This window comes from Pseudomonas sp. B611 (genome assembly GCF_055407965.1).
This window is the reverse complement of the sequence record NZ_JBUZST010000013.1, coordinates 22,419-48,632: the sequence shown is the minus strand read 5'-3', so window position 1 is coordinate 48,632 and position 26,214 is coordinate 22,419. Positions and strand designations below refer to the sequence as shown.

The window sequence follows — 26,214 nt, the reverse complement described above, 5'->3', positions numbered from 1 at the left end:
ATGGATTAGCCGCTCAACCGGACAACATCGAGTCCAAAGCGACTTGCCGCGAAAATGCTTTAGGGGGCAATGCAATAGCTTGCTTCAGCGCAGTCACATCACCAACCAGAATTACCTGGACTTGAGCGCGTGTTAAGGCTGTATACACGAAGGTTCGGTCCAGTATGCGTGACTGGCGCACAGGAATGATAACGCGCTGAAATTGCGAGCCTTGACTCTTGTGGACCGTAATCGCGTAAGCGTGCTGCATAGCGTCTAAATCACTTTCCAAAACGTAGTGATGGATACCTTCGTAAACCGCACACCCTAGCGCACCCCGCATAATGGGATGATCGACAGTCCCAATGTTGACTTGAACGACGTCGTCGTAGACTTCGGTTAGCTGGCCAAGGCAACCATTTTGAAGATCTCGCTGCCAATCGTTTGCGGTATATAACAGCAGATCCCCGACACAGAATCCGGTGGACTCAATCTGCCCCGACTCTGCACTGAAGGCCAATAGAGGCCGACCATGACTAGCGTAGCGGACGTGACAAGTCCTGTTGAGGGCGTCGACCCCAGCAAACCTACATGACCGTGTAGCACAAAGAATTTGCGTGCCTTCCCGCTTTTGCTCGTAGAGACGAAGTACCGTGGGTATGATTTCAGCGTCAGAAGTAGGGAGAAGAATGACCTCACCGGCCTCATTCGAAGTGAAGTCTGGCCACCGCCCCTCTCGAATTGCCTGCGCTGCTGATGGAATTTCGGATGCCTTTGACTGCCGCTTTACCTCAGTCAGTTGAGTCTGAGCGATCTCCGAATGACCACACAAGACATGCAAAACCAGCCCTGCTCCGATTGGAGGTAACTGATATGGATCACCAACAAGAATAAGGTGGGTATCAGGCGGCAGCTTTCGGGCAAGCCGATAAAATGTCACAAGATCCAGCATTGAAGCTTCATCAATAACAACTATGGGGTGCATCCCAATTTCTTTTGCTGAAACGCTGCTCAGAAAGCCAGCTATCGTAGTTGCACTTTCGGACGTCGCCTCAATCATGCGCGCGGTAGCTCGACCTGAAAGTGCCATCTGAAATCTTGGCCGCCCCAAGGTATCGAGCGCTCTGTAGAGAGCTTTCAGCACCGTTGTTTTCCCCACGCCCGCGCCACCAGTAATAATGCTGAAACGGTGCGCGAACGAGGTTCTGACGGCCTTCCGCTGAGCATCGTTCAGCGAGAAATCGTCGCGGCCTAGCCGATCACGTTCTTCGCTCTCAAACCTGCGAAGAACATCATCAATGTCTGTAGGAAAAAGCTGTTGATGAGATGATGTCGTTTGAAGCAACGACCGAATGAACTCTGCACATTCCCGCTCCATGATCCACGTACCTGGCGCGTGAAGCATTACTTCGCCCGATGCGTCCTGCCTCACGACAAACTGCCCGATCTCTTTGCCGCTGAGTAGAGCCCGTGACAACGCAGAATTTGGAGACTTATGAGGTCTGATAAGGACCGCTACTATCTTCTGAAGGTCTGCCAGGGTGGCGCAGGTATGCCCCTTCTCGGAAATCCGGTAGAGCGCCTCCTCTAAGGCAGCACGGGTACGCCTCGGGTCGTCCGCCGTCATGCCAAACTGTTGAAGTGCGATACGGTCAACATCTTGCCAATCGGCGGCAAAGCTCAAAAGCCTATAAGGATCTTCAGTTAGAGCGGAGATAGTGCCGGTCTTATGAAACCTTATTATTTTTCGAGCCAAATCAAGCGGGATGTTTTTTTCCTGCACGAAGCGAAGCGTACTCGCGTCGCCATTTTCAGACCATTTGGAAAAAAGGCAGCACCGGACAACCTCCGAGGGAATAATACCAATCACTGAATCATGATTAGATTGGTCTAATACGTCGTACAAACCTTCACCGAAAACATCCCAGAGCTTAGTCGCCTTTACTTCACGGATACCGGTGACATTGTCTGACATCCATTGGATGACCTGGCTTCCGCTCGGCCTGATCAGCTTGAGGTCATGAACGACAATGTTCGTCTCCATAATGACGAAACCGCCATGCTCACGACGCAGAGTCTGGGCTTCGCCATAGGCCTCGTATATACCGCCTACGACCACGTCTTTGGAACCGGCAATCGTGGATGGAACCGTGAGGACAATCGCAGAAGAACGGTCATTGACCGCCTCTTTTACATCCACTCGGTGACCGAAAGCGATGCATCCTCGCTTATTCACGGCCCTAATACGGGTGATTCTGATCGTGGCGGTAACGATGGTGGGTATGAGAGGAGTCATCTTGGCATCCGCCCATTTTCATCAAGAAACCGCGCAAACAAACCATATTTCTCTAGTGCTGCTTTAGCTTCTCGTAGCTCAGCACGAAGAGCGGCATTTTCTTGTTCGAGACGGTTGAGCCTCTGGCCGTCGACCCTACGCTGGCTGCTCCCGCTATCCCTAAGGGGCGGCTGCGTTTGCGTTTGCTTTTGCGCTCCCGATGTCGAGACCTCGACTAAAGGAGGCAGGACGTTTCTACTTCGAAGATCTTCCTCCAGGGCCTCCAATGCGCTGCGAACAGCTGGATTCTGAGCCAGTGCACTCTTCCCGAAACCGCACTCCGCCGCGATCTCCGAGCGTTTGAGTTTTCCTCGATGAACATACTCGCGCCAATCATCATCGGTCTTATTCGACGACCAAGCGATAAAAGCAGCGTAGTTTTCCTCTGCGACTTTCTGTCCGGAGGCCATTAACGTCTCTTCTCAGAAGATTCGCGATCAACGACCGGCATGGAAGCATCAAGCTTTTCTTGATTCATCCCATGCTTGTAAGCATTGTATTGCCACTTGACGAAACGCTCGATCAGCCGAGAATTTTCATCTTTGAGCCTAGCGTTTTCACTTTCGAGCGACCTGATGCGCTGTGAAGCCAAGTCCAAGCTCGCCGGTCGCTTGGTGGGCGTGACTCCCGCCTTCAGTCCAAGCTTTTTTTGGTTATAGGCAGCCTTGATTCGCTCATGCGCACTCAACGTTTGTCTGGTTGGGCGAGTACCGATAACACGCAAAACGCCATCGCATAGATCCTCCCACTGTAATTTTCCTTCCCAGCCGTCGATCAATCCTAAAATCACCGAGACATCTTTAGGGGTGAGATGCTTTGCCATGATTAGAATTGCCCTAGCATTTTGCGCAGATCGCCCATATCGAACTCATCCGAGACGACATTGATTAATTTCTCAGATCGCGCTGCGATTTCTCTCTTGAGGACGCTGTGTTCTTGATCGTTACTCAACCGGATTACCGCGCCGTTGGGCGTATCGGGCGACTCAAGGATCATTATCAACTGATCCACACGCTCTAGCGTGGCAAGCTGGTGCTGTGTCCATCGGTCAGCGCCATAGACCCCATCCCCGGAGGCTGCGGCGGCCTTATCGAGCTGTACCTGGGTACGGTCCCGGACATTTTTTAATCGCACGAGCTTTTCGTCATCGCCCTTTACGCAAACCTGCTCGGTACAGTTCAGGCAGTCGCGGTGCTTTTGGCACGGGACCATTGAAAAGTCGTGCACACAAAAACCGTAGATAGTGACATGAGCAATACCATCTCCAACGGCTTCCAAGTCCGCGAGAGTCACCGGGGCATTTGCCTTCACCCTTTCCAGCAGGCCAGCCCCCACAATCTCACGCGCACCATCCACAAGTTCAGACTCGGTCATATGGTTATATGTGGCGTTCTGACGAATATCAGCTCTCCCGGACCACCGCGCAATGTCTAGCTCGCCAAGTTTTCCCCGCTGAGCGACTGTGTTTAGGAAGTGGCGTACTTGGTGAGAAGTCATTGAGATTTCTGTCCCATCCAAATTTCGATAACCGTGCCGTTTCCAAATACTGTTTTCCTGACCGGGGATGAAGTTCAAATCAGTTGTAAACGTGCTCTTGCCAGGAGTCCAAAGCAAAATTGGACTAGCATCCCATTCAATGTGAAATTCATGCTTTCGAAAGCATGTGAGCGATTTCGACCACTTGATGCCTAGCTCTTTATGCTTCCATGGAAAGCCATCAGGCAACTGGCTACGACAAAAATCATTCAGATCGCGTAGGGTCAGTGCTGATCCTCGATTCAAAATATCGAGAATTTTCGGATAGTTCTGGAAATAAGCACGGAGACCAGGAAGTCCGCCATGACTAGAAATACCTACGGCTTCACATGCCTGGGAGGCCGTAAGCGGATGGTCCTCGCTGACATTTGGGCAGTTTGCATGTCGGTAGAATTCGTTCGGATGATCCTGATACCATTTCGCTAGTTCCCGGCCTGGCTTTGTCAGCTCTGTAAGACGTCGAGCAGCCTCTACGGCAGTGTCTTCAAAAATAGTGGGCATATATTTGATGTCTGACGCATACCCTTTTCCCCCATAAAAGCGAAGACCTCGGCGCATTACACCGTTTCTGTCCTTTTCTCGGTGAAAGCAATTCAGTGGCAGCTGTTGGATTTCCGAAACTCTCGAAGGGGCGCTCATGAGCAACCCGAATATCGAAGTAGTGAAAACGTCCCTGGGCGCCTCAAGTTTATTGGCAAACATCTCGGCCATACTATCTAGCCAGTGATCTTCGGGCATTTTTTCTTCGCGCTTTTTTTTGCCCTCCGCATCAGTTCGATTTTGATCTTTATCTTTCTTTATCGGGTTCCTCCAAGTGAGCTTAGTGGCGACCAAACGGTTTTCGTTCAGGAAGACTACCAGCTGAACCAGCGCCAAACCTGCTTGATAAGCGGTGGAGCGATAGTTCTTTGCGACCTCGGCGGAGGCGTCAAGAACCTCGATGTCAGTTAATGTAATATCCGCCACACCCTTAACCATGATGAGAGCCTGTTCAATACACCGCAATGCCTTGAATTCGTTCTTTAGCTTCTTGCCGTGAAATCCACAGGAATATCTTACGTAGGCTTTAGCAAAAGGAATAAATTTAGCGTCAAGAATTTGATCCTCAGCAAAGCCTCTTGCAGGCGCACCTTGAATCGTAAAGTTCCCGACTTTAGGCCAAGTGTTACTATACCAATCAAGGTCCGCACCAAACACCGTTAACCGATCACGTGCCAGCTCGATGAAATCAGCTAAATTTCTTTTACAATCCAGCTCGTGCTTAGGGGTGAATAACAAAACATTGCTCATGCTGCATCCCTGCTGTTGATTTTTCGGCAACGATCTACAACATCGCCAACAGCCAAAATAAGACGATCATTCACGGATGCGATTTTGATGTCACCGGTCTGTTCCATTACCAGGTCACGATCTTCAATGAGGGTGTCGAGAAATGACTCATGTGGACCGTCAAGCCACGGCTGGAAGAATGAGCACGTGTAACACGCGATGGGTGCACTGGCTGAACAGAAACCATAGCTCCCGCAACTACCAAGGTTCACCTCGCCATTCGATATGCGGCTGGCCCGGTCACTACCCCTTGATGCGTCACGCTCTGATTTAACTAACACACCTTGGAAAGCCTGGGCGATAGGTGCCAATTGAAGAGCTACCGCTTTATTGAGGCGCTCAACGATTTCCGGGCTGTTTCGTACGTAGACACCAGTGTTTTGCGTGTCGCTGTGACCGAGGGCTTCAGCGATGACAAACTCTCCATGTCCTTCACGCCCAAGATTGGTGCCCAGCGTGTAGCGGAACCGGGTCGGATTGATCCAGATCGGTAGGCCCGTCCGTTCGCTAAGCACATCGATCTTTTTAGCCACTTGGGTCATCGCGGCTGTAACGTTTGCATTCGGGGCATGCAAACGATCGCAGTCCAACTGCTCGCGAAGGTTTTCACTTCTATTTAGTTCACTTATGCGAGGAAAGAGAGGCAGCTCACCGATCAATTCCTCAGGCACGGAGTCATAAAGGTGTTTCGCAAAGAGGCGCTGGACCATCGCAGATTGCTCCTGCAATAGCAGCCAAAGATCTTCCACGATGCCGTAGCGTTTGAAACCCACCCTCCAGCCCTGGCCACGTTGCTTAGCCTGAGGAAAGTTTATGAAGTATTTCCCTGCCACGAACTGAAGATCTTTAAGCTTCAGCGCCGTGATCTGTCCTGGTCGTCGTCCTGTCATTGCCAGCGTCATGGCGTAGCAAGTTTCTTCCAGCGAAAATAGCCCATCAGAAAAACCAGCAGTCAAACTATCAAGCATTCCCGCCATTTCAATATCGGTAAACGGGCCGGAATCTGGGCACATCGATTGCACCGCAAAGCCCTTTTCGTTTCCCTTCAATGTCCATTTATCAAGCAGCCACAGGGACTTCTCTGGCACCCCGGTATATCCCAAGGCATGCCACTGGCGGATGAAACCTCTCAGATTGCCCAGATACCATTCATTTTTGGAATCTAGCTGCGAGCGGTATGAGAGCAACGACTCTGGGCTGAATGGCTCTAGAGACGGGGTAGCCTCAAGATAATGCTTGCACCGTTCAAACATATTTTTCGTATGCGAGGGGGCGTATTTTTTAGCATAAAGTGCCAAAACCAGCCGGAAAGACATCCACAGCGTCTCGGGGAGCAGTCCCTCCATGGCGAAGAGCGGAATAGTGATGTCTTTGCTTAATATCCATCGGTCGTCATCAATATGAAATGTATAGCCTTCACGGGATGTATAGGCAACTGTCTGATGGATAGCAGCCGCGAGCTGGTTCACTCTTTATTGTCCTTGTGCATATTTTTGAGGTGTTTTGCCTGAATCTCAAGTGTTGCCACTCCGGCTTTTTCTTTGATACGTCGCCTGTTGTAGGTCGCTGCGGTTCCCGAAGTGGACATCCATCCCATCAAAAATGAGCGAGTACGCTCCTCTTCCGCAGACGAAACTTCACGTTCGTCGGAATTCTTAGAAAAAGTATAGTTCCAGTGATGGCGTAGAGAATGAGCATGCACGCCAGCATGGCCTGCTGCTGCGTGCTTTATCTGATCAAAGACTTTGCCAAAGGCTGAGTTCGAAAGAGGACGTCCTAGGTTTGGTCCTTCTTTATGAACCACAAACAGATAGCCGTGCCGTCGGGCTGCGGGGATTTTATTCCGATACTCGGTCACATACTCATAGATGCGTTGGATCAACTCGGGAAGAACCGGGTATGGTCTGCCGAAGGTTTTAGCAGTGGGCTGGTTCGCTCTTACATCACCTTTGGAGTCCGCCCGCCGTACCACTTTGATGACCTTCGAAGCAAAATCGATATCCTCAATCTTCAGATTAAGGACTTCGCCACGTCTAAATCCAGTGGTGCGCAATATAGAGAACAACAGTGCATTTCGTACTTGGACAGGATAGGACCCGACAGGATTAGACTCAGATCCAGGCTTCAAAATCATTTCGAGACTGTCCAGCATCTCATCGTCTAGATGCTTATCTTCGCGATCCGTATCCAACCATCCAGAATTTTGAGGCCGATTCGCTCTGATCTGTGCTGCCATTGCCGTAGCCGCCGCACCGCTGAGATCCGTAGCGCGTTGAAGTTTCCCGGCGAGAAACTCAAGGTATATAGCAATAACGCTCATACGTGCATATTGGACTTCGTTACAAACAACTTTCGGCTGCTTTATTGACACTACCTTTCGGGCAGCAGATTCACGAAGAGGCTTTTGAAGAAAATCACGTAACGAGTGTATTTCATGGGCTTCCAAAAGGAGGTTTTTCTTAAAACGCGCCTCTAGGTCGATCCCGAAATACTCCTGCCACGCGTACAAAGATTTTATTGCCGTCAGCGCGTTAACGTTTGTGTTGACCGCCAGGGAACCACCTCGCAGGTGGGCGGTTACGTAGAGAGTCGGGTAAAACAGTGGAACCCCATCGTCCCCCACCAACACTACAAGCCTCTCACCGTCAGCACATGTGAGCCTACGCATCCTAATGATCATAAAGCATCCAATTCTTTACATTTTTACATGGTGGCATACATATCAAAACTGGTCAAAATAATTTTACACTCTTAAAAACGAAGAAGCCCCCGATTTACGGGGGCTTCAAGCCGAAACTTTACAAAAAAGTCTAAGGTGACCGCTAGAACGGGATATCGTCATCAAAGCTGTCGAAATCCGGGGCCGGTTGCGGAGCGGCCTGTTGTGGCGCTGGGCGCGACTCACGCTGAGGCTGCTGGCTTGGCTGCGGACGCGACTGCTGTGGACGCGGTGCCGAGTTGGACATGCCGCCCTGGCCCTGTTGGTCGCCCTGTGGACGGCCGCCCAGCAGTTGCATGGTGCCTTGCATGTCGACCACGATTTCGGTGGTGTAACGCTTGATACCGTCTTTTTCCCACTCGCGGGTTTGCAGCTTGCCTTCGATGTAGACCTGCGAACCTTTGCGCAGGTACTCACCGGCGATCTCTGCCACCTTGCCGAACATCGACACACGGTGCCATTCGGTTTTCTCGACCTTCTGGCCGGTTTGCTTGTCGGTCCACTGTTCGCTGGTCGCCAGACTCAGGTTGGTCACGGCGTTACCGTTAGGCAAGTAGCGAACTTCGGGATCCTGGCCGCATGTACCGACCAATATGACTTTGTTAACCCCACGGGCCATAACGTTCTCCTAGGCTGGGCGCGCTGTCGGCACTGGGTTGACCAGTTGCTCAAGCGTCGCGCGATCCAATAATTCGGTGTCCAATTTGATGTAGATGGCGGCTTCTTCGGCGATCACTACCGCATCTGTTACCCCAACAACGGCCTTTAGGCGCTCTACCAGGCCGGCTTCACGAATTGCTTCGGGCGACAACGGCAGGCGCAGGCTTGTGACGTATGGAGGTTCGCGCATGGTAACAGCAAAGACTAGCCAAAGTGCAGCCAGCCCGGCGCAACCGAGGAACACAACCGACAAACCGCCATGCTGGAACATCCAGCCGCCCATGATGCCGCCCAGTGCGGAGCCGAGGAACTGGCTGGTGGAATACACTCCCATCGCCGTGCCCTTGCCACCGGCCGGTGAAACTTTACTGATCAACGACGGCAACGAGGCTTCCAGCAGGTTGAACGCGGTGAAGAACACCACCGTGCCGATCACCAGCGCTCGCAGGCTGTCGCCGAACTGCCAGAAGAATAGCTCAGTGAGCATCAGCGTCGCGACGGCGCCCAGCAGAACTCGTTTCATTTTGCGTTTTTTCTCGCCATAGATAATGAACGGGATCATGGCGAAGAACGAAATCAACAGCGCAGTGAGATAGACCCACCAGTGCTGCTCCTTGGGCAGGCCGGCTTTTTCCACCAACGCCAGGGGCAAGGCGACGAAGCTGCACATCAGCATCGCGTGTAATACGAAGATACCTAAATCCAGGCGCAGCAGGTCGGGGTGCTTGAGCGTCGGCAACAACGCCTTGCGCGCAACGCCCGACTCGCGGTGCTGCAACGTGCCGGTGGAGCGCGGCACCATGAAGGCCACGATCACGATGCCAAACAGCGCCATGCCGCCCGTGGCGAGGAACAGGCCATGCAGGCCGAAGGCACGGGTCAGCAAGGGGCCGACCACCATGGCCACGGCAAACGACAGGCCGATGGTCATGCCGATCATGGCCATGGCCTTGGTGCGGTGTTGTTCGCGGGTCAAATCCGACAGCAGTGCCATGACGGCGGCAGAAATCGCCCCGGCGCCCTGTAGGACACGGCCGGCAATCACGCCCCAGATCGAATCCGACTGAGCCGCAAGCACACTGCCGAGGGCGAACACGATCAGCCCCAGGTAAATCACCGGGCGGCGGCCAATGCGGTCGGAAATGATCCCGAATGGAATCTGGAAAATCGCCTGGGTCAGGCCATAGGCGCCAATCGCCAGGCCGATCAGGGCGGGGGTCGCGCCTGCGAGATCCATCCCATAGGTCGCCAGTACCGGCAACACCATGAACATGCCAAGCATACGGAAGGCGAACACCAGGGCCAGACCGCTTGCTGCTCGGGTCTCGCCGCTACTCATGCGTTCGCTGTGGGGATCGTGCATGGAAAAACCTCGTGTGAACCGGCGGCGATTCTACCAGTCCCATCGATTGAGAGGGTATATGCGGCGCTTTGCCGCGCAGCTTTCATGTAAGGCTGCAAGCGGCCATTTGACAGTGTATATTCATCCAGTCTTTAGCCGTATACTCCTGCATTATTTACGCCCGCCGTGCGAGGCCATCTTGGACAAGATCCTGATTCGTGGGGCTAGAACCCACAACCTGAAGAACATCGACCTGACCCTGCCCCGGGACAAACTGATCGTCATCACCGGTTTGTCGGGGTCCGGCAAATCGTCCCTGGCATTCGACACGCTGTACGCCGAAGGCCAGCGACGCTATGTGGAATCGCTGTCGGCCTACGCCCGGCAGTTCCTGTCGATGATGGAAAAGCCCGACGTCGACACCATTGAAGGCCTGTCGCCGGCGATCTCCATCGAGCAGAAATCGACCTCCCACAACCCCCGCTCCACCGTGGGCACCATCACCGAAATCTACGACTACCTGCGCCTGCTGTACGCGCGAGTGGGCATCCCCCGCTGCCCCGACCACGATATTCCCCTGGAAGCCCAGACCGTCAGCCAGATGGTTGACCTGGTACTGGCCCAGCCGGAAGGCGCCAAGCTGATGTTGCTGGCACCCGTGATTCGCGAGCGCAAGGGTGAACACCTTTCCGTCTTCGAAGAACTTCGCGCACAAGGTTTTGTACGCGCGCGGATCAACGGCAAGCTCTATGAGCTGGACGAAGCGCCGAAGCTCGACAAGCAGAAGAAGCACTCCATCGATGTGGTGGTGGACCGCTTCAAGGTACGGGCTGACCTGCAGCAGCGCCTGGCGGAATCGTTCGAGACGGCCTTGAAGCTGGCGGACGGCATTGCCCTGGTGGCGCCGATGGACGACGAGCCGGGTGAAGAAATCATCTTCTCCGCGCGCTTTGCCTGCCCGATCTGTGGCCACGCCATCAGCGAGCTGGAACCCAAGCTGTTCTCCTTCAACAACCCGGCCGGCGCCTGCCCGACGTGCGATGGCCTCGGGGTGAAGCAGTTCTTCGACATCAAGCGCCTGGTCAATGGCGAGCTGACCTTGGCCGAGGGTGCGATACGCGGCTGGGACAGGCGCAATGTCTATTACTTCCAGATGCTGGGATCGTTGGCATCCCACTACAAATTCAGCCTGGAAGTGCCGTTCAACCAACTGCCGGCGGATCAGCAGAAAGTCATCCTCCATGGCAGCGGTTCGCAGAATGTCGACTTCAAATACCTGAACGACCGCGGCGACATCGTTAAACGCTCCCACCCGTTCGAAGGCATCGTGCCAAACCTGGAGCGCCGCTACCGCGAGACCGAATCGGCCAGCGTGCGTGAAGAGCTGGCGAAATTCCTCAGTACCCAACCCTGCCCGGATTGCCGCGGCACGCGCCTGCGTCGTGAGGCGCGGCATGTGTGGGTGGGTGAAAAGACGTTGCCGGCGGTGACCAACCTGCCTATCGGCGACGCCTGTGAGTACTTTGGTGTACTCAAGCTGACCGGCCGTCGCGGCGAGATTGCCGACAAGATCCTCAAGGAAATTCGCGAGCGCTTGCAGTTCCTGGTCAACGTGGGCCTGGACTACCTGTCGCTGGATCGCAGCGCAGATACGCTGTCCGGCGGTGAGGCCCAGCGGATTCGCCTGGCCAGCCAGATTGGCGCGGGTCTTGTGGGGGTGCTCTATATCCTCGACGAACCGTCGATCGGTTTGCACCAACGCGATAATGACCGCCTGCTCGGCACGCTGAAACACCTGCGGGACATCGGCAACACCGTGATCGTGGTCGAGCACGATGAAGATGCGATTCGCCTGGCGGATTATGTCGTCGATATCGGCCCGGGAGCTGGCGTCCATGGTGGGCATATTGTCGCCGAGGGCACACCTGCTGAAGTCATGGCGCACCCGGACTCGCTGACCGGCAAGTACCTTTCTGGCCGCGTGAAAATTGAAGTACCGGCCAAGCGCACACCACGCAACAAGAAGCAGGCACTGCACCTCAAGGGTGCTCGCGGCAACAACTTGCGCAATGTGGACCTGGAAATCCCCCTGGGCCTGCTGACCTGTGTGACGGGTGTTTCCGGCTCAGGCAAGTCGACGCTGATCAACAACACCCTGTTCCCGTTGAGTGCCACGGCCTTGAACGGCGCGACCACTCTGGAAGCGGCAGCGCATGACAGCATCAAGGGCCTGGAGCTCCTGGACAAAGTGGTCGATATCGACCAGAGCCCGATTGGCCGTACGCCGCGCTCGAACCCGGCGACCTACACCGGGCTGTTCACGCCGATTCGCGAGTTGTTTGCAGGTGTTCCGGAGTCCCGCTCACGGGGCTACGGGCCTGGTCGGTTCTCGTTCAACGTCAAGGGCGGGCGCTGCGAAGCGTGCCAGGGCGATGGCTTGATCAAGGTTGAGATGCACTTCCTGCCGGACATCTACGTGCCCTGCGATGTGTGCAAGAGCAAGCGCTACAACCGCGAAACCCTGGAGATCAAGTACAAGGGCAAAAGCATCCACGAAACCCTGGAGATGACCATCGAGGAAGCGCGGGTGTTCTTCGACGCGGTTCCGGCGTTGGCGCGCAAGCTGCAAACGTTGATGGATGTGGGCCTGTCGTACATCAAACTGGGGCAGTCGGCGACCACACTGTCCGGCGGCGAGGCGCAGCGGGTCAAGCTGTCGCGCGAACTGTCCAAGCGTGATACCGGCAAGACCCTGTATATCCTCGATGAACCGACCACGGGTCTGCACTTTGCGGATATCCAGCAATTGCTGGATGTACTGCACCGCTTGCGCGACCACGGCAACACGGTAGTCGTGATCGAGCACAACCTGGATGTGATCAAGACCGCCGATTGGCTGGTGGACCTTGGGCCGGAGGGCGGCTCCAAGGGCGGGCAGATCATCGCGGTGGGCACACCGGAGGAAGTCTCCGAGATGCCGCAGTCGCACACCGGTTACTACCTGAAACCACTGTTGGCGCGCGACCGGGCCTGATTTATCGGGCCCAACAAAAAGCCCCTGTCACCGTTAAGGCGACAGGGGCTTTTTTGTAACCGGGAATCAGAACTGCGATTGCAGGTAATTCTCCAGGCCGATCAGCTTGATCAGGCCCAACTGCTTTTCCAGCCAGTAGGTGTGATCTTCTTCGGTGTCGTTCAACTGCACACGCAGGATTTCACGCGTGACATAGTCGTTGTGCTTCTCGCAGAGCTCAATGCCCTTGCAGAGTGCGGCACGCACCTTGTATTCCAGGCGCAAATCACTGGCGAGCATCTCAGGCACCGTGGTGCCGGTGTCCAGGTCGTCGGGACGCATGCGCGGCGTGCCTTCGAGCATCAGGATACGGCGCATCAGCGCGTCGGCGTGCTGTGCCTCTTCTTCCATCTCATGGTTGATACGTTCGTAGAGCTCGGTGAAGCCCCAGTCTTCGTACATACGCGAATGGATGAAATATTGGTCACGAGCTGCCAGTTCGCCCGTCAGCAACGTGTTGAGGTAATCGATTACGTCGGGGTGACCTTGCATCGCCCTACATCTCCCTGCTTGAAAGTCTGTAGTTTGAACCATGATGACCCGGAGGTCACGGGATCAACGGCAGAAAAGTGAAGATTTCCGGAGAAAAGTAGCTTAAATAACGCAAAAACCGCCCAAATGAGGGCGGTTCTGCTTATCGTTTAGAGTCAGTTAAGCGATACACCCAGTGCCTTTGCGATTGCTTCTCCGTACGCTGGATCGGCCTTGTAGAAGTGCGCCAGTTGACGCTGAACCACCTCTTTGGAAACTCCAGCCATTGCACCGGCGATGTTGTTGGTGAGCAATGCTTTTTGCTCATCGCTCATCAGACGGAACAGCGCACCGGCGTGGCTGTAGTAGTCAGTGTCTTCGCGGTGATCGTAACGATCGGCGGCACCGCTAAGGGCCAGCGCAGGCTCAGCATATTGAGGCGCTTGTTTAGGCGCATCGGCGTAGCTGTTGGGTTCGTAGTTAGGAGCGGCACCACCGTTGGGGCCAAACGCCATCGAACCATCACGCTGGTAGCTGTTCACCGGGCTCAGAGGGGCATTCACCGGCAGTTGCTGGTGGTTGGTGCCGACACGGTAGCGGTGGGCATCGGCATAGGCGAATACGCGACCTTGCAGCATGCGGTCCGGCGACAGACCCACGCCCGGAACCATATTGCTTGGACCGAACGCCGCTTGCTCCACTTCAGCGAAGTAGTTCTGTGGATTGCGGTTCAGCTCCAACTCCCCAACTTCGATCAACGGGAATTCCTTCTGCGACCAGGTTTTGGTCACATCGAAAGGATTTTCGTAGTGAGCATTCGCCTGAGCTTCAGTCATGATCTGGATGCAGACGCGCCATTTCGGGAAATCACCACGCTCGATTGCACCGAACAGATCACGCTGGGCGTAATCGGGGTCAGTACCGGCCAAACGTGCCGCTTCAGCCGGCGCCAGGTTCTTGATGCCCTGCTTGGTTTTGTAGTGCCACTTAACCCAGTGACGCTCGCCCTTGGCGTTGATCAGGCTGTAAGTGTGACTGCCGAAGCCGTGCATGTGACGGTAGCCGTCTGGGATGCCACGGTCCGAAAACAGGATGGTGACCTGGTGCAGCGCTTCAGGAGAGTGCGACCAGAAGTCCCACATCATTTGCGCGCTTTTGAGGTTGCTTTGCGGAAGACGCTTTTGAGTATGGATGAAGTCTGGAAACTTAAGCGGGTCGCGAATAAAGAACACAGGGGTATTGTTACCCACGATGTCCCAGTTGCCTTCTTCGGTGTAGAACTTCAACGCGAAGCCGCGTGGATCACGCTCGGTATCTGCCGAGCCGCGCTCGCCGCCTACAGTGGAGAATCGCAGAAAGGTCGGGGTCTGCTTGCCCACAGACTCGAACAGCTTGGCACTGGTGTACTGGGTAATGTCTTTGGTGACCGTGAAGGTACCGTAAGCACCCGAGCCCTTGGCGTGCACACGCCGCTCAGGAATATTTTCACGGTTGAAGTGAGCGAGCTTCTCGATCAGATGGAAATCGTCGAGCAGCAACGGACCACGCGGCCCAGCGGAACGGGAATTCTGGTTGTCCGCGACAGGGGCGCCGCTGGCGGTGGTAAGAACTTTACTCTGGCTCATGTGCATATTCCTCAGGTCGGACTTGAAACTGCCGGCTAATCGGCTTGGTGGAGAGTATTGATCATGAAGATGACACCCACAAATTCATTAAATTGCGGACTTCAATAGAAAATTACTACCAACAACTCCGAAAGCGATAGTGCATGCCACTGGCCTGGGAAGCTTGTACAGGTGGTGCTTTTGTTACGCGCACAAAAAACCGGGCACTAGGCCCGGTTTTTCGTTACAGCTTGACGTCTTACTCGGCGCTTACAGCTTCGCCGGCAGTAGCACGATCAACCAACTCGACGTACGCCATAGGCGCGTTGTCGCCAGCGCGGAAACCGCACTTGAGGATGCGCAGGTAGCCACCCTCACGGGTAGCGTAACGCTTGCCCAGGTCGTTGAAGAGCTTACCAACGATAGCTTTCGAACGAGTACGGTCGAAAGCCAGACGGCGGTTAGCCAGGCTGTCTGTCTTGGCCAAAGTGATCAGCGGCTCAGCAACGCGACGCAGTTCTTTAGCTTTCGGCAGTGTAGTTTTGATCAGCTCGTGCTCGAACAGCGACACCGCCATGTTTTGAAACATGGCCTTGCGGTGCGAGCTGGTACGGCTCAGGTGACGACCACTTTTACGATGACGCATGGTTCATTCCTTACCAAACTCACGTTCGGTGATTACGACGATCAGGCAGTCGCCTTGTCGTCCTTCTTAAGACTTGCAGGCGGCCAGTTGTCGAGGCGCATGCCGAGGGACAGACCGCGGGAGGCCAGAACGTCCTTGATTTCAGTCAAGGATTTCTTGCCCAGGTTCGGAGTCTTCAACAGTTCTACTTCGGTACGCTGAATCAGGTCGCCGATGTAGTAAATGTTTTCCGCCTTAAGGCAGTTAGCCGAACGTACAGTCAGTTCCAGATCGTCAACCGGGCGAAGCAGGATCGGATCGATCTCGTCTTCCTGCTCGATTACCACTGGTTCGCTGTCACCTTTGAGGTCGACGAACGCAGCCAACTGCTGTTGCAGGATGGTTGCAGCGCGGCGGATAGCCTCTTCAGGATCCAGAGTACCGTTGGTTTCCAGATCAATAACCAGCTTGTCCAGGTTAGTACGCTGTTCGACACGGGCGTTTTCCACCACGTATGCGATACGGCGAACCGGGCTGAACGAAGAGTCAAGCTGCAAGCGACCAATGCTGCGGCTTTCGTCTTCATCGCTCTGACGCGAGTCGGCCGGTTCATAACCACGACCACGAGCTACGGTGAGCTTCATGTTCAGGGCGCCGTTAGACGCCAGGTTAGCGATTACGTGATCGGGATTAACGATCTCGACATCATGATCCAGCTGAATATCGGCAGCGGTAACCACCCCCGAACCCTTCTTCGACAAGGTCAGCGTAACTTCGTCACGGCCGTGCAGCTTGATAGCCAGACCTTTAAGGTTCAACAGGATTTCAATTACGTCTTCCTGTACACCTTCGATGGCGCTGTACTCGTGGAGCACACCGTCAATCTCGGCCTCGACTACTGCACAGCCGGGCATTGAGGACAACAGGATGCGGCGCAGCGCGTTGCCCAGGGTGTGGCCAAAACCACGCTCGAGAGGCTCGAGAGTGATCTTGGCGCGGGTTGGACTGACAACCTGCACATCAATGTGGCGGGGTGTCAGGAACTCATTTACCGAAATCTGCATGGATGCACCTATTTTCTAGCCCTTACTTGGAGTAGAGCTCGACAATCAGGCTTTCGTTGATGTCGGCGGACAGATCACTGCGAGCAGGAACGTTCTTGAAAACGCCCGACTTCTTCTCAGTGTCTACTTCTACCCATTCTACGCGGCCACGTTGGGCACACAGATCGAGAGCTTGGACAATGCGAAGTTGGTTTTTTGCTTTCTCGCGAATCGCGACCACGTCACCAGCACGAACCTGGTAGGACGGGACGTTAACGGTTTGGCCGTTTACGCTGACGGATTTGTGCGATACCAGCTGACGGGATTCGGCACGAGTCGAACCAAAGCCCATACGGTATACAACGTTGTCCAGACGGCATTCGAGCAGTTGCAGCAGGTTTTCACCGGTTGCACCTTTCTTGCCAGCAGCTTCTTTGTAGTAGCCGCTGAACTGACGCTCGAGAACGCCGTAGATACGACGGACCTTCTGCTTTTCACGCAGTTGGGTGCCGTAGTCGGACTGGCGACCGCGGCGTTGGCCGTGGATACCAGGTGCTGCTTCAATGTTGCACTTCGATTCGATCGCGCGCACGCCGCTCTTCAGGAAGAGATCGGTGCCTTCGCGACGAGCGAGTTTGCATTTTGGACCAATGTAACGAGCCATTCTTTACAATCTCCTGGATTACACGCGGCGCTTCTTCGGCGGACGGCACCCGTTGTGCGGGATTGGCGTCACGTCGGTGATGCTGGCGATCTTATAGCCACAGCCGTTCAAAGCACGGACAGCAGACTCACGACCTGGACCTGGACCTTTGACGTTAACGTCGAGGTTTTTCAGGCCGTATTCCAGCGCAGCTTGACCAGCACGTTCAGCAGCTACTTGAGCAGCGAACGGGGTGGACTTGCGGGAACCGCGGAAACCCGAACCACCAGAGGTAGCCCAAGACAGCGCGTTACCTTGACGGTCGGTGATGGTCACGATTGTGTTGTTAAAAGAAGCATGGATGTGGGCGATGCCATCAACCACTGTCTTTTTAACTTTTTTACGAGGACGAGCAGCAGGTTTTGCCATGATAATTTTCCTGTCGATTCGCTGGGGCGATTACTTGCGGATCGGCTTACGCGGACCTTTACGGGTACGCGCGTTAGTCTTGGTACGCTGACCGCGTACTGGAAGACCACGACGATGACGCAGACCGCGATAGCAACCGAGGTCCATCAAACGCTTGATTTTCATGTTGATTTCGCGACGCAGGTCACCTTCAGTGGTGAACTTCGCCACTTCGCCACGCAGCTGTTCAATCTGCTCGTCGCTCAGATCCTTGATCTTAGCGGCTGGGTTTACCCCAGCGACCGCGCAAATCTTCTGCGCAGTTGTGCGACCAACACCATAGATGTAGGTCAGCGAGATAACAGTGTGCTTGTTATCTGGAATGTTAACGCCTGCAATACGGGCCATTCAGTGGGACTCCAATTGACAGCTACCTACGCCCCGGAAGCCAAGAAATAGGGCGCGAGATAATATCGCTGTAATAACAAATAATCAACCCGGCAGCGCACTAGCTGCCGGGCTTCAAGCGGATCACACTCAGCCTTGGCGCTGTTTGTGACGCGGTTCCGCGCTGCAAATTACTCGAACAACACCTTCGCGGCGAATAATCTTGCAGTTACGGCACAGCTTTTTCACCGATGCACGAACTTTCATCACCAACTCCTCGAACCTTATGGGGTACTCAGCGCAACATGCCGCTGCCGTAGCCCTTCAGGTTGGCTTTCTTCATCAGGGATTCGTACTGGTGCGAAACGAGGTGCGATTGTACTTGGGACATGAAGTCCATCACAACCACGACGACGATCAGCAACGAGGTCCCGCCAAGGTAGAACGGAACGTTTGCTGCAACCACCAGGAACTGGGGCAACAAGCACACGGCCGTCATATATAGAGCACCGAACAGGGTCAAACGAGTCAGAACGCCATCAATGTAGCGTGCCGACTGCTCACCTGGACGGATGCCCGGAATAAAGGCACCGGACTTCTTCAGGTTTTCCGCTACGTCTTTCGGATTGAACATCAACGCCGTATAGAAGAAGCAGAAGAAAATAATCCCTGCACTAAACAGCAGAATATTCAACGGCTGACCAGGAGCGATCGACTGAGAGAGGTCCTGCAGCCAGCCCATATTTTCAGACTGACCAAACCAGGTACCCAACGAAGCCGGAAACAGCAAAATGCTGCTCGCGAAAATTGCCGGAATAACACCGGCCATATTCACTTTCAGCGGCAAGTGGCTGGTCTGCGCAGCGAAGACCTTACGGCCCTGCTGACGCTTGGCGTAGTGAACAGCAATACGACGCTGGCCACGCTCAATGAACACCACAAAACCGATAATCGCTACTGCCAGCAAACCGATGGCAACCAGGGCGAAGATATTGATATCACCCTGACGCGCAGACTCGAAAGACTGCCCAATTGCTCTCGGAAGACCGGCGACGATACCTGCGAAAATCAACATCGAGATACCGTTACCAACACCACGCTCAGTAATCTGCTCACCCAGCCACATCATGAACATCGCACCAGCCACAAACGTGGATACCGCGACGAAATGGAAGCCAAAGTCACCAGTGAACGCAACACCCTGCCCAGCCAGGCCAACGGACATGCCGATAGCTTGGACCAGGGCGAGGGCTACAGTGCCGTAGCGGGTGTACTGGCTAATCTTGCGACGGCCAGCTTCACCTTCCTTCTTCAACTGCTCCAGCTGCGGGCTGACGGCGGTCATCAGTTGCATGATGATCGATGCCGAAATGTACGGCATGATCCCCAGTGCAAAGATGCTCATCCGTTCCAGCGCGCCGCCGGAAAACATGTTGAACAAGCTAAGAATGGTCCCCTCATTCTGTCGAAACAGGTCTGCGAGTCGGTCCGGGTTGATACCTGGAACCGGGATGTGTGCGCCTATTCGGTAGACGATAATCGCCAGGAACAGAAAACGCAGACGAGCCCAAAGTTCAGACATACCGCCTTTGCCGAGCGCTGAGAGAGCACCTTGCTTAGCCATTTATTCCTCGAACTTGCCGCCAGCTGCTTCGATAGCCGAACGCGCACCTTTGGTGGCGCCGATTCCCTTGCCGATAGTGACAGCGCGAGTCACTTCACCGGACAGCATGATTTTCACACGCTGTACGTTGACGTTGATCACGTTGGCATCTTTCAGGGTCTGCACAGTAACGATGTCGCCTTCCACTTTAGCCAGCTCGGACAGACGCACTTCTGCGCGGTCCATGGCTTTCAGGGAAACGAAACCGAACTTAGGCAGGCGACGATGCAGCGGCTGTTGACCGCCTTCAAAGCCTGGAGCGATGGTGCCACCGGAACGGGAGGTCTGACCTTTGTGGCCACGGCCACCAGTCTTACCCAAACCGCTACCGATACCACGGCCCGGACGATGCTTTTCGCGACGGGAACCCGGCGCTGGACTCAGATCATTGAGTTTCATCGATTAACCCTCTACACGCAGCATGTAGTAAGCCTTGTTGATCATCCCGCGATTCTCGGGAGTATCAAGTACTTCTACAGTGTGACCGATGCGACGCAGACCCAGACCCTTAACGCACAGTTTGTGGTTAGGGATGCGGCCGGTCATGCTCTTGATCAGCGTTACTTTAACGGTAGCCATGATCAGAAGATCTCCTTGACAGTCAGACCACGCTTAGCAGCGATGGACTCAGGAGATTGCATAGCTTTCAAACCTTTGAAAGTGGCGTGAACCACGTTTACCGGGTTAGTCGAGCCGTAGCACTTGGCCAGAACGTTCTGAACGCCAGCAACCTCGAGGACAGCACGCATAGCGCCGCCAGCGATGATACCGGTACCTTCAGAAGCAGGCTGCATGTACACCTTCGAAGCGCCATGGGCGGACTTCATTGCGTACTGCAGAGTGGTGCCGTTCAGGTCAACTTGGATCATGTTGCGGCGAGCAGCTTCCATTGCCTTCTGGATCGCAGCAGGCACTTCACGCGACTTGCCACGGCCGAAGCCAACACGCCCTTTACCATCACCAACCACGGTCAACGCGGTGAAAGTGAAGATACGGCCGCCTTTAACGGTTTTGGCTACGCGGTTAACTTGAACCAGCTTCTCAATGTAGCCTTCGTCGCGCTTTTGGTCGTTATTTGACATAACTTAGAACTCCAGCCCAGCTTCACGAGCGCCATCAGCCAGCGCTTTCACGCGACCGTGGTACTTGAAGCCAGAGCGGTCGAAAGCCACTTGCGAGACGCCAGCGGCCTTAGCACGCGTAGCGACCAGCTGGCCAACCTTTGTGGCCGCGTCGATGTTGCCAGTGGCACCATCACGCAGTTCTTTATCCAAAGTCGAGGCGCTTGCCAAGACTTTGTTGCCGTCGGCCGAGATGACCTGGGCGTAGATGTGCTGCGACGAGCGGAACACGCAGAGACGCACGACTTCGAGTTCGTGCATTTTCAGGCGTGCTTTGCGAGCGCGACGCAGTCGAGTAACTTTTTTGTCGGTCATTTGCTATGCCCTACTTCTTCTTGGCTTCTTTACGACGGACGACTTCGTCCGCGTAGCGCACACCTTTGCCTTTGTACGGCTCTGGTGGACGGAAGTCGCGGATCTCAGCAGCCACTTGACCTACCAGTTGCTTATCGATGCCCTTGATCAGGATATCGGTCTGGCTAGGAGTCTCAGCGGTGATGCCTTCCGGCAGTTCGTAATCCACTGGGTGCGAGAAGCCAAGGGCCAGGTTCAAAACCGTGCCTTTTGCTTGCGCTTTGTAACCAACACCGACCAGCTGGAGCTTACGCTCGAAGCCTTGGCTTACGCCTTGGACCATGTTGTTTACCAACGCACGCGTGGTACCGGCCATTGCGCGAGTTTGTTGATCGCCATTGCGAGCAGCGAAACGCAGCTCACCAGCTTCTTCAACGATCTCAACGGACGAATGGATGTTCAGTTCAAGAGTACCCTTGGCACCCTTCACCGAAAGCTGTTGGCCTGCGAATTTGACTTCGACACCGGCTGGCAGCTTAACGGGGTTCTTAGCGACGCGAGACATGCTTATCCCCCCTTAGAACACAGTGCAAAGAACTTCGCCGCCGACACCGGCAGCGCGCGCAGCACGATCCGTCATCACACCTTTGTTGGTGGAGACGATAGACACGCCCAGACCGCCACGAACTTTCGGCAGATCTTCAGCGGACTTGTACTGACGCAGGCCTGGACGGCTAACGCGCTTCACTTCCTCGATGACCGAACGGCCTTCGAAGTACTTCAGCTCGATGGACAGCAGTGGTTTGATTTCGCTGCTGATCTGATAACCCGCAATGTAGCCTTCGTCTTTCAGGACTTTGGCAACAGCTACCTTCAACTTGGAAGATGGCATGCTTACGACGGACTTTTCAGCCATCTGGGCATTACGGATACGAGTTAGCATGTCCGCTAACGGGTCCTGCATACTCATGGGCTAGACGCTCCTAATACAAAAAAATTAGCCTTGCGGCTACATATGTCGCCGAGAATCTCCGGGTAAAAAACACGGGCTCAGGCGAGCCGCGTATTTTAGACACACTCCGGAAATGAAACAAGCCCCAAAAGGGGCTTGTTCCAGATTCAAGGTCACCGGCGGTCAGTATCTTTCGATTCAGACCACCTGGACGTTGAAAGTACTTACCAGCTGGCTTTAACCAGACCTGGTACGTCACCACGCATTGCCGCTTCACGCAGTTTGTTACGGCCGAGGCCGAACTTGCGGTAAACGCCGTGTGGACGACCGGTCAGGCGGCAGCGGTTACGCATGCGCGAAGCGCTTGCGTCACGTGGCTGCTTCTGCAGAGCAACTGTAGCTTCCCAACGCGCCTCTGGACTTGCGTTCAGATCAACGATGATTGCTTTCAGTGCTGCACGCTTCTTGGCGTACTTGGCAACCGTGAGCTGACGCTTCAGCTCGCGGTTTTTCATGCTCATCTTGGCCATGGTCCTACTCCAATCAGTTGCGGAACGGGAATTTGAAAGCACGCAACAGGGCGCGACCTTCATCATCGTTCTTGGCAGTGGTGGTCAGGGTGATGTCCAGACCGCGGAGAGCATCGATCTTGTCGTAGTCGATTTCCGGGAAGATGATCTGCTCTTTCACGCCCATGCTGTAGTTACCACGACCATCGAAGGACTTGGCATTCAGGCCGCGGAAGTCGCGAACCCGAGGCAGGGAGATCGACAGCAGACGATCCAGGAATTCATACATACGCTCACGGCGCAGGGTCACTTTGACGCCGATCGGCCAACCTTCACGGACTTTAAAGCCAGCGATGGATTTCCGAGCGTAGGTCACAACGACTTTCTGGCCGGTGATCTTTTCCAGGTCAGCAACAGCGTGCTCGATGACTTTTTTGTCACCGATCGCTTCGCCCAGACCCATGTTCAGGGTGATTTTGGTAACGCGCGGAACTTCCATCACGTTCCCAAGCTTAAGTTCTTCCTTAAGCTTAGGGGCGATTTCCTTCCGGTAAATCTCTTGTAGTCGTGCCATGGTCTAATCTACCTAGCAGTGTTCAAGCATCAACCGCTTTTTGGGTCGACTTGAAGACACGAATTTTCTTACCGTCTTCTACTTTGAAACCAACGCGGTCAGCCTTGTTGGTTTCGCCGTTGAAGATGGCGACGTTAGAAGCATCCAGCGGAGCTTCTTTCTCGACGATACCGCCCTGCACGCCCGACATCGGGTTAGGCTTGGTATGACGCTTAACCAGGTTCAGACCACCGATAACCAGACGGTTATTAGCGAGAACCTTAAGCACCTTACCGCGCTTACCTTTGTCTTTGCCGGCGATCACGATGATCTCGTCGTCACGACGAATCTTTTGCATGTCGGATCTCCTTACAGCACTTCTGGGGCGAGCGAGACGATCTTCATGAACTTCTCAGTACGAAGTTCACGGGTCACTGGCCCAAAGATACGGGTGCCGATCGGCTCTTGCTTGTTGTTCAGAAGAACAGCAGCGTTGCCATCAAAGCGGATAATGGAGCCATCAGCACGACGTACGCCGTGACGAGTGCGGACTACAACAGCAGTCATCACTTGGCCTTTTTTCACTTTACCGCGAGGAATTGCTTCCTTCACGGTAACTTTGATGATGTCACCGATACCAGCGTAACGACGATGGGAGCCACCCAGCACCTTGATGCACATAACACGGCGAGCGCCGCTGTTATCGGCCACATCGAGCATGGATTGAGTCTGAATCATATAATTTCTCCGACCCCTAGTCCTTAGACTTCCACAGCGCGTTCGAGAACATCAACCAGTGCCCAAGACTTGGTCTTGGCCAGCGGACGAGTTTCACGAATAGTGACTTTGTCGCCGATGTGGCACTGATTGGTTTCGTCGTGCGCGTGCAGCTTAGTCGAACGCTTAACATATTTACCGTAGATCGGGTGCTTAACGCGACGCTCGATCAAAACGGTGATGGTTTTGTCCATCTTGTCGCTGACAACACGGCCAGTCAGCGTACGGACAGTCTTTTCGGCTTCAGCCATGATCACTTACCTGCCTGCTGGTTGAGCACAGTCTTCACGCGAGCGATGTCACGCTTAACTTGCGAGAGCAGATGAGACTGCCCCAACTGGCCAGTTGCTTTCTGCATACGCAGATTGAACTGGTCGCGCAGCAAGCCGAGCAGTTGCTCGTTCAGCTGCTGTGCGGATTTTTCACGAAGTTCATTCGCTTTCATCACATCACCGTCCGTTTAACAAAGGAGGTGGCGAGCGGCAGCTTTGCAGCAGCCAGGGCGAAAGCCTCACGCGCCAGCTCTTCAGTAACACCCTCGATTTCATACAGGACTTTGCCTGGCTGAATCTGGGCAACCCAATATTCCACGTTACCCTTACCTTTACCCATCCGCACTTCGAGAGGCTTCTTGGAGATCGGCTTGTCCGGGAATACACGGATCCAGATCTTGCCGCCACGTTTTACGTGACGGGTCAGAGCACGACGCGCTGACTCGATCTGACGAGCGGTGAGACGACCACGAGCTACAGACTTCAGCGCGAACTCGCCGAAGCTGACTTTGCTACCGCGCTGAGCCAGACCACGGTTGTGGCCTGTCATCTGCTTGCGGAACTTCGTACGCTTAGGTTGCAACATTTGGCGTACCCCTTACTTAGCAGCTTTTTTACGAGGCGCTGGTGCTTGTGGTTTCAGTTCTTCTTGGCGACCACCAATTACTTCGCCTTTGAAGATCCAAACCTTTACACCGATCACACCGTAAGTGGTGTGAGCTTCGTAGTTGGCATAGTCGATGTCGGCACGCAGGGTGTGCAGTGGCACACGACCTTCGCGATACCATTCAGTACGTGCGATTTCAGCACCGCCGAGACGACCGCTCACTTGGATTTTGATGCCTTTGGCACCAATGCGCATGGCGTTCTGTACGGCGCGCTTCATAGCGCGACGGAACATTACGCGACGCTCCAGCTGCTGAGCTACGCTCTGCGCAACCAGCATACCGTCGAGCTCCGGCTTACGGATCTCTTCGATATTGATGTGCACAGGCACACCCATTTGCTTGGTCAGGTCCTGACGCAGTTTCTCAACATCTTCACCTTTCTTCCCGATAACGATACCTGGACGAGCAGTGTGGATGGTGATACGTGCAGTTTGTGCCGGACGATGGATATCGATACGGCTTACGGACGCGCTTTTTAGTTTGTCTTGGAGATACTCACGCACCTTCAGATCAGCGAACAAATAGTCCGCATAAGTCCGACCGTCTGCGTACCAGACGGAGGTGTGCTCCTTGACGATTCCCAGGCGAATGCCAATGGGATGTACTTTCTGACCCATCTCTTCGACTCCGTTACTTGTCAGCAACCTTGACAGTGATATGGCAAGACCGCTTGACGATGCGATCAGCACGGCCTTTGGCACGTGGCATGATGCGCTTCAGCGAACGCCCTTCGTTGACGAAAACGGTGCTGACCTTCAGGTCATCAACGTCTGCGCCTTCGTTATGCTCGGCGTTGGCTACGGCCGACTCCAGCACTTTCTTCATGATCTCGGCGGCTTTCTTACTGCTGAAAGCCAACAGGTTGAGCGCTTCGCCCACCTTCTTCCCGCGGATCTGGTCGGCGACCAAGCGGGCTTTCTGGGCGGAGATTCGAGCGCCCGACAACTTAGCGGCTACTTCCATTTCCTAACCCCTTAACGCTTGGCTTTCTTGTCTGCCACGTGCCCACGATAAGTGCGGGTACCGGCAAACTCGCCCAGTTTGTGGCCGACCATGTCTTCGTTAACGAGAACTGGGACGTGTTGACGACCGTTGTGTACTGCGATGGTCAGACCGACCATTTGTGGCAGGATCATCGAACGACGCGACCAGGTTTTCACCGGTTTGCGATCATTCTTTTCCGCCGCCACTTCGATCTTCTTCAGTAGGTGAAGATCAATAAAAGGACCTTTTTTCAGAGAACGTGGCACT

34 protein-coding genes are annotated in these 26,214 nt (G+C 54.5%); 1 reads left to right on the top strand and 33 read right to left on the bottom strand.

The annotated features are described in order from the left end of the window. Window positions 1–13: 13 nt before the first annotated feature. The 8 genes from ACZRMO_RS22530 to ACZRMO_RS22495 all read right to left on the bottom strand — a co-directional run bounded on the left by ACZRMO_RS22530 (window position 14) and on the right by ACZRMO_RS22495 (window position 9,921). A complete protein-coding gene (locus ACZRMO_RS22530; protein WP_463888366.1) occupies window positions 14–2,275 on the bottom strand; it encodes an ATP-dependent DNA helicase in 2,262 nt (753 codons plus the stop codon). Continuing rightward, on the bottom strand, window positions 2,272–2,724 hold the full coding sequence (locus ACZRMO_RS22525) for a VPA1267 family protein (RefSeq protein WP_463888369.1): 453 nt from the start codon (window positions 2,722–2,724) through the stop codon (window positions 2,272–2,274). Before ACZRMO_RS22525 ends, ACZRMO_RS22530 begins: the two co-directional genes overlap by 4 nt. After that, the gene (locus ACZRMO_RS22520) at window positions 2,724–3,137 is read right to left on the bottom strand and encodes a hypothetical protein (RefSeq protein ID WP_463888372.1); all 414 of its coding nucleotides are present in this window, start codon (window positions 3,135–3,137) and stop codon (window positions 2,724–2,726) included. Before ACZRMO_RS22520 ends, ACZRMO_RS22525 begins: the two co-directional genes overlap by 1 nt. A 2-nt stretch (window positions 3,138–3,139) precedes the next feature. Continuing rightward, on the bottom strand, window positions 3,140–5,140 hold the full coding sequence (locus ACZRMO_RS22515) for an integrase (RefSeq protein ID WP_463888374.1): 2,001 nt from the start codon (window positions 5,138–5,140) through the stop codon (window positions 3,140–3,142). Then, a complete protein-coding gene (locus ACZRMO_RS22510; RefSeq protein WP_371058219.1) occupies window positions 5,137–6,648 on the bottom strand; it encodes a site-specific integrase in 1,512 nt (503 codons plus the stop codon). The genes ACZRMO_RS22515 and ACZRMO_RS22510 overlap by 4 nt, the downstream gene beginning before the upstream one ends. After that, complete coding sequence (locus ACZRMO_RS22505; protein ID WP_463974232.1) at window positions 6,645–7,859, bottom strand: site-specific integrase; 1,215 nt, start codon at window positions 7,857–7,859, stop codon at window positions 6,645–6,647. Before ACZRMO_RS22505 ends, ACZRMO_RS22510 begins: the two co-directional genes overlap by 4 nt. A 142-nt stretch (window positions 7,860–8,001) precedes the next feature. Further along, window positions 8,002–8,517: a single-stranded DNA-binding protein gene (locus ACZRMO_RS22500; RefSeq protein WP_003232445.1), complete on the bottom strand. Its 516-nt coding sequence runs from the start codon at window positions 8,515–8,517 to the stop codon at window positions 8,002–8,004. 9 nt (window positions 8,518–8,526) lie between these two features. Next, window positions 8,527–9,921: an MFS transporter gene (locus tag ACZRMO_RS22495; RefSeq protein ID WP_124525081.1), complete on the bottom strand. Its 1,395-nt coding sequence runs from the start codon at window positions 9,919–9,921 to the stop codon at window positions 8,527–8,529. A gap of 178 nt (window positions 9,922–10,099) precedes the next feature. Between ACZRMO_RS22495 and uvrA the strand changes: the two genes are divergently transcribed. Next, a complete protein-coding gene (uvrA, locus tag ACZRMO_RS22490; RefSeq protein ID WP_124525080.1) occupies window positions 10,100–12,934 on the top strand; it encodes an excinuclease ABC subunit UvrA in 2,835 nt (944 codons plus the stop codon). A 66-nt stretch (window positions 12,935–13,000) separates the two neighbouring features. On the opposite strand, the gene bfr is transcribed toward uvrA, so the two are convergent. The 25 genes from bfr to rpsS form a co-directional block, all read right to left on the bottom strand. After that, the gene (gene bfr, locus ACZRMO_RS22485; RefSeq protein WP_029299402.1) at window positions 13,001–13,465 is read right to left on the bottom strand and encodes a bacterioferritin; all 465 of its coding nucleotides are present in this window, start codon (window positions 13,463–13,465) and stop codon (window positions 13,001–13,003) included. 155 nt (window positions 13,466–13,620) lie between these two features. Next, window positions 13,621–15,069 (bottom strand): catalase, encoded by a 1,449-nt coding sequence (locus ACZRMO_RS22480; RefSeq protein WP_463974231.1) that lies wholly within the window; start codon window positions 15,067–15,069, stop codon window positions 13,621–13,623. Window positions 15,070–15,307: 238 nt separating this feature from the next. Then, complete coding sequence (gene rplQ / locus ACZRMO_RS22475) at window positions 15,308–15,694, bottom strand: 50S ribosomal protein L17 (RefSeq protein WP_003176402.1); 387 nt, start codon at window positions 15,692–15,694, stop codon at window positions 15,308–15,310. A 41-nt stretch (window positions 15,695–15,735) separates the two neighbouring features. Further along, complete coding sequence (locus ACZRMO_RS22470; RefSeq protein ID WP_003176403.1) at window positions 15,736–16,737, bottom strand: DNA-directed RNA polymerase subunit alpha; 1,002 nt, start codon at window positions 16,735–16,737, stop codon at window positions 15,736–15,738. 22 nt (window positions 16,738–16,759) lie between these two features. After that, window positions 16,760–17,380, bottom strand: a complete 621-nt coding sequence (gene rpsD / locus ACZRMO_RS22465) for a 30S ribosomal protein S4 (protein ID WP_003210056.1) — start codon at window positions 17,378–17,380, stop codon at window positions 16,760–16,762. A gap of 18 nt (window positions 17,381–17,398) precedes the next feature. Then, on the bottom strand, window positions 17,399–17,788 hold the full coding sequence (rpsK, locus tag ACZRMO_RS22460; protein ID WP_002555466.1) for a 30S ribosomal protein S11: 390 nt from the start codon (window positions 17,786–17,788) through the stop codon (window positions 17,399–17,401). Between the two features lie 30 nt (window positions 17,789–17,818). Continuing rightward, entirely contained in the window at window positions 17,819–18,175 is a 357-nt protein-coding gene (rpsM, locus tag ACZRMO_RS22455; RefSeq protein ID WP_003194635.1) for a 30S ribosomal protein S13, read from the bottom strand. A 129-nt stretch (window positions 18,176–18,304) separates the two neighbouring features. After that, on the bottom strand, window positions 18,305–18,421 hold the full coding sequence (gene rpmJ / locus ACZRMO_RS22450; RefSeq protein WP_002555468.1) for a 50S ribosomal protein L36: 117 nt from the start codon (window positions 18,419–18,421) through the stop codon (window positions 18,305–18,307). Between the two features lie 28 nt (window positions 18,422–18,449). Further along, on the bottom strand, window positions 18,450–19,778 hold the full coding sequence (secY, locus tag ACZRMO_RS22445) for a preprotein translocase subunit SecY (protein ID WP_017736663.1): 1,329 nt from the start codon (window positions 19,776–19,778) through the stop codon (window positions 18,450–18,452). Continuing rightward, the gene (gene rplO, locus ACZRMO_RS22440) at window positions 19,779–20,216 is read right to left on the bottom strand and encodes a 50S ribosomal protein L15 (protein WP_003176407.1); all 438 of its coding nucleotides are present in this window, start codon (window positions 20,214–20,216) and stop codon (window positions 19,779–19,781) included. Between the two features lie 3 nt (window positions 20,217–20,219). Then, window positions 20,220–20,396, bottom strand: coding sequence for a 50S ribosomal protein L30 (rpmD, locus tag ACZRMO_RS22435; RefSeq protein WP_003186033.1), 177 nt, complete (start codon window positions 20,394–20,396; stop codon window positions 20,220–20,222). A 2-nt stretch (window positions 20,397–20,398) separates the two neighbouring features. Then, window positions 20,399–20,899: a 30S ribosomal protein S5 gene (gene rpsE / locus ACZRMO_RS22430; protein WP_003176409.1), complete on the bottom strand. Its 501-nt coding sequence runs from the start codon at window positions 20,897–20,899 to the stop codon at window positions 20,399–20,401. Between the two features lie 3 nt (window positions 20,900–20,902). Further along, window positions 20,903–21,253, bottom strand: a complete 351-nt coding sequence (gene rplR / locus ACZRMO_RS22425) for a 50S ribosomal protein L18 (protein WP_017736664.1) — start codon at window positions 21,251–21,253, stop codon at window positions 20,903–20,905. Window positions 21,254–21,263: 10 nt separating this feature from the next. Next, a complete protein-coding gene (rplF, locus tag ACZRMO_RS22420; protein ID WP_003176412.1) occupies window positions 21,264–21,797 on the bottom strand; it encodes a 50S ribosomal protein L6 in 534 nt (177 codons plus the stop codon). 12 nt (window positions 21,798–21,809) lie between these two features. Then, a complete protein-coding gene (gene rpsH, locus ACZRMO_RS22415) occupies window positions 21,810–22,202 on the bottom strand; it encodes a 30S ribosomal protein S8 (protein WP_003176413.1) in 393 nt (130 codons plus the stop codon). A gap of 206 nt (window positions 22,203–22,408) precedes the next feature. Beyond that, window positions 22,409–22,714, bottom strand: a complete 306-nt coding sequence (gene rpsN, locus ACZRMO_RS22410; RefSeq protein WP_003176414.1) for a 30S ribosomal protein S14 — start codon at window positions 22,712–22,714, stop codon at window positions 22,409–22,411. 13 nt (window positions 22,715–22,727) lie between these two features. Continuing rightward, window positions 22,728–23,267, bottom strand: coding sequence for a 50S ribosomal protein L5 (gene rplE, locus ACZRMO_RS22405; RefSeq protein WP_003194642.1), 540 nt, complete (start codon window positions 23,265–23,267; stop codon window positions 22,728–22,730). 22 nt (window positions 23,268–23,289) lie between these two features. Further along, window positions 23,290–23,604, bottom strand: coding sequence for a 50S ribosomal protein L24 (gene rplX, locus ACZRMO_RS22400; RefSeq protein WP_003176416.1), 315 nt, complete (start codon window positions 23,602–23,604; stop codon window positions 23,290–23,292). An 11-nt stretch (window positions 23,605–23,615) separates the two neighbouring features. Then, entirely contained in the window at window positions 23,616–23,984 is a 369-nt protein-coding gene (gene rplN, locus ACZRMO_RS22395) for a 50S ribosomal protein L14 (RefSeq protein ID WP_002555479.1), read from the bottom strand. Between the two features lie 23 nt (window positions 23,985–24,007). After that, entirely contained in the window at window positions 24,008–24,274 is a 267-nt protein-coding gene (gene rpsQ, locus ACZRMO_RS22390; protein WP_003176419.1) for a 30S ribosomal protein S17, read from the bottom strand. A gap of 2 nt (window positions 24,275–24,276) precedes the next feature. Next, window positions 24,277–24,468, bottom strand: a complete 192-nt coding sequence (gene rpmC, locus ACZRMO_RS22385; RefSeq protein WP_002555481.1) for a 50S ribosomal protein L29 — start codon at window positions 24,466–24,468, stop codon at window positions 24,277–24,279. Then, window positions 24,468–24,881, bottom strand: a complete 414-nt coding sequence (gene rplP, locus ACZRMO_RS22380; RefSeq protein ID WP_017736665.1) for a 50S ribosomal protein L16 — start codon at window positions 24,879–24,881, stop codon at window positions 24,468–24,470. Before rplP ends, rpmC begins: the two co-directional genes overlap by 1 nt. A 12-nt stretch (window positions 24,882–24,893) precedes the next feature. Further along, complete coding sequence (rpsC, locus tag ACZRMO_RS22375) at window positions 24,894–25,580, bottom strand: 30S ribosomal protein S3 (RefSeq protein WP_003176422.1); 687 nt, start codon at window positions 25,578–25,580, stop codon at window positions 24,894–24,896. 13 nt (window positions 25,581–25,593) lie between these two features. Further along, complete coding sequence (gene rplV / locus ACZRMO_RS22370; protein WP_003103908.1) at window positions 25,594–25,926, bottom strand: 50S ribosomal protein L22; 333 nt, start codon at window positions 25,924–25,926, stop codon at window positions 25,594–25,596. A gap of 11 nt (window positions 25,927–25,937) precedes the next feature. Next, the gene (gene rpsS, locus ACZRMO_RS22365; protein ID WP_002555486.1) at window positions 25,938–26,213 is read right to left on the bottom strand and encodes a 30S ribosomal protein S19; all 276 of its coding nucleotides are present in this window, start codon (window positions 26,211–26,213) and stop codon (window positions 25,938–25,940) included. Between the last annotated feature and the right edge of the window lies 1 nt (window position 26,214).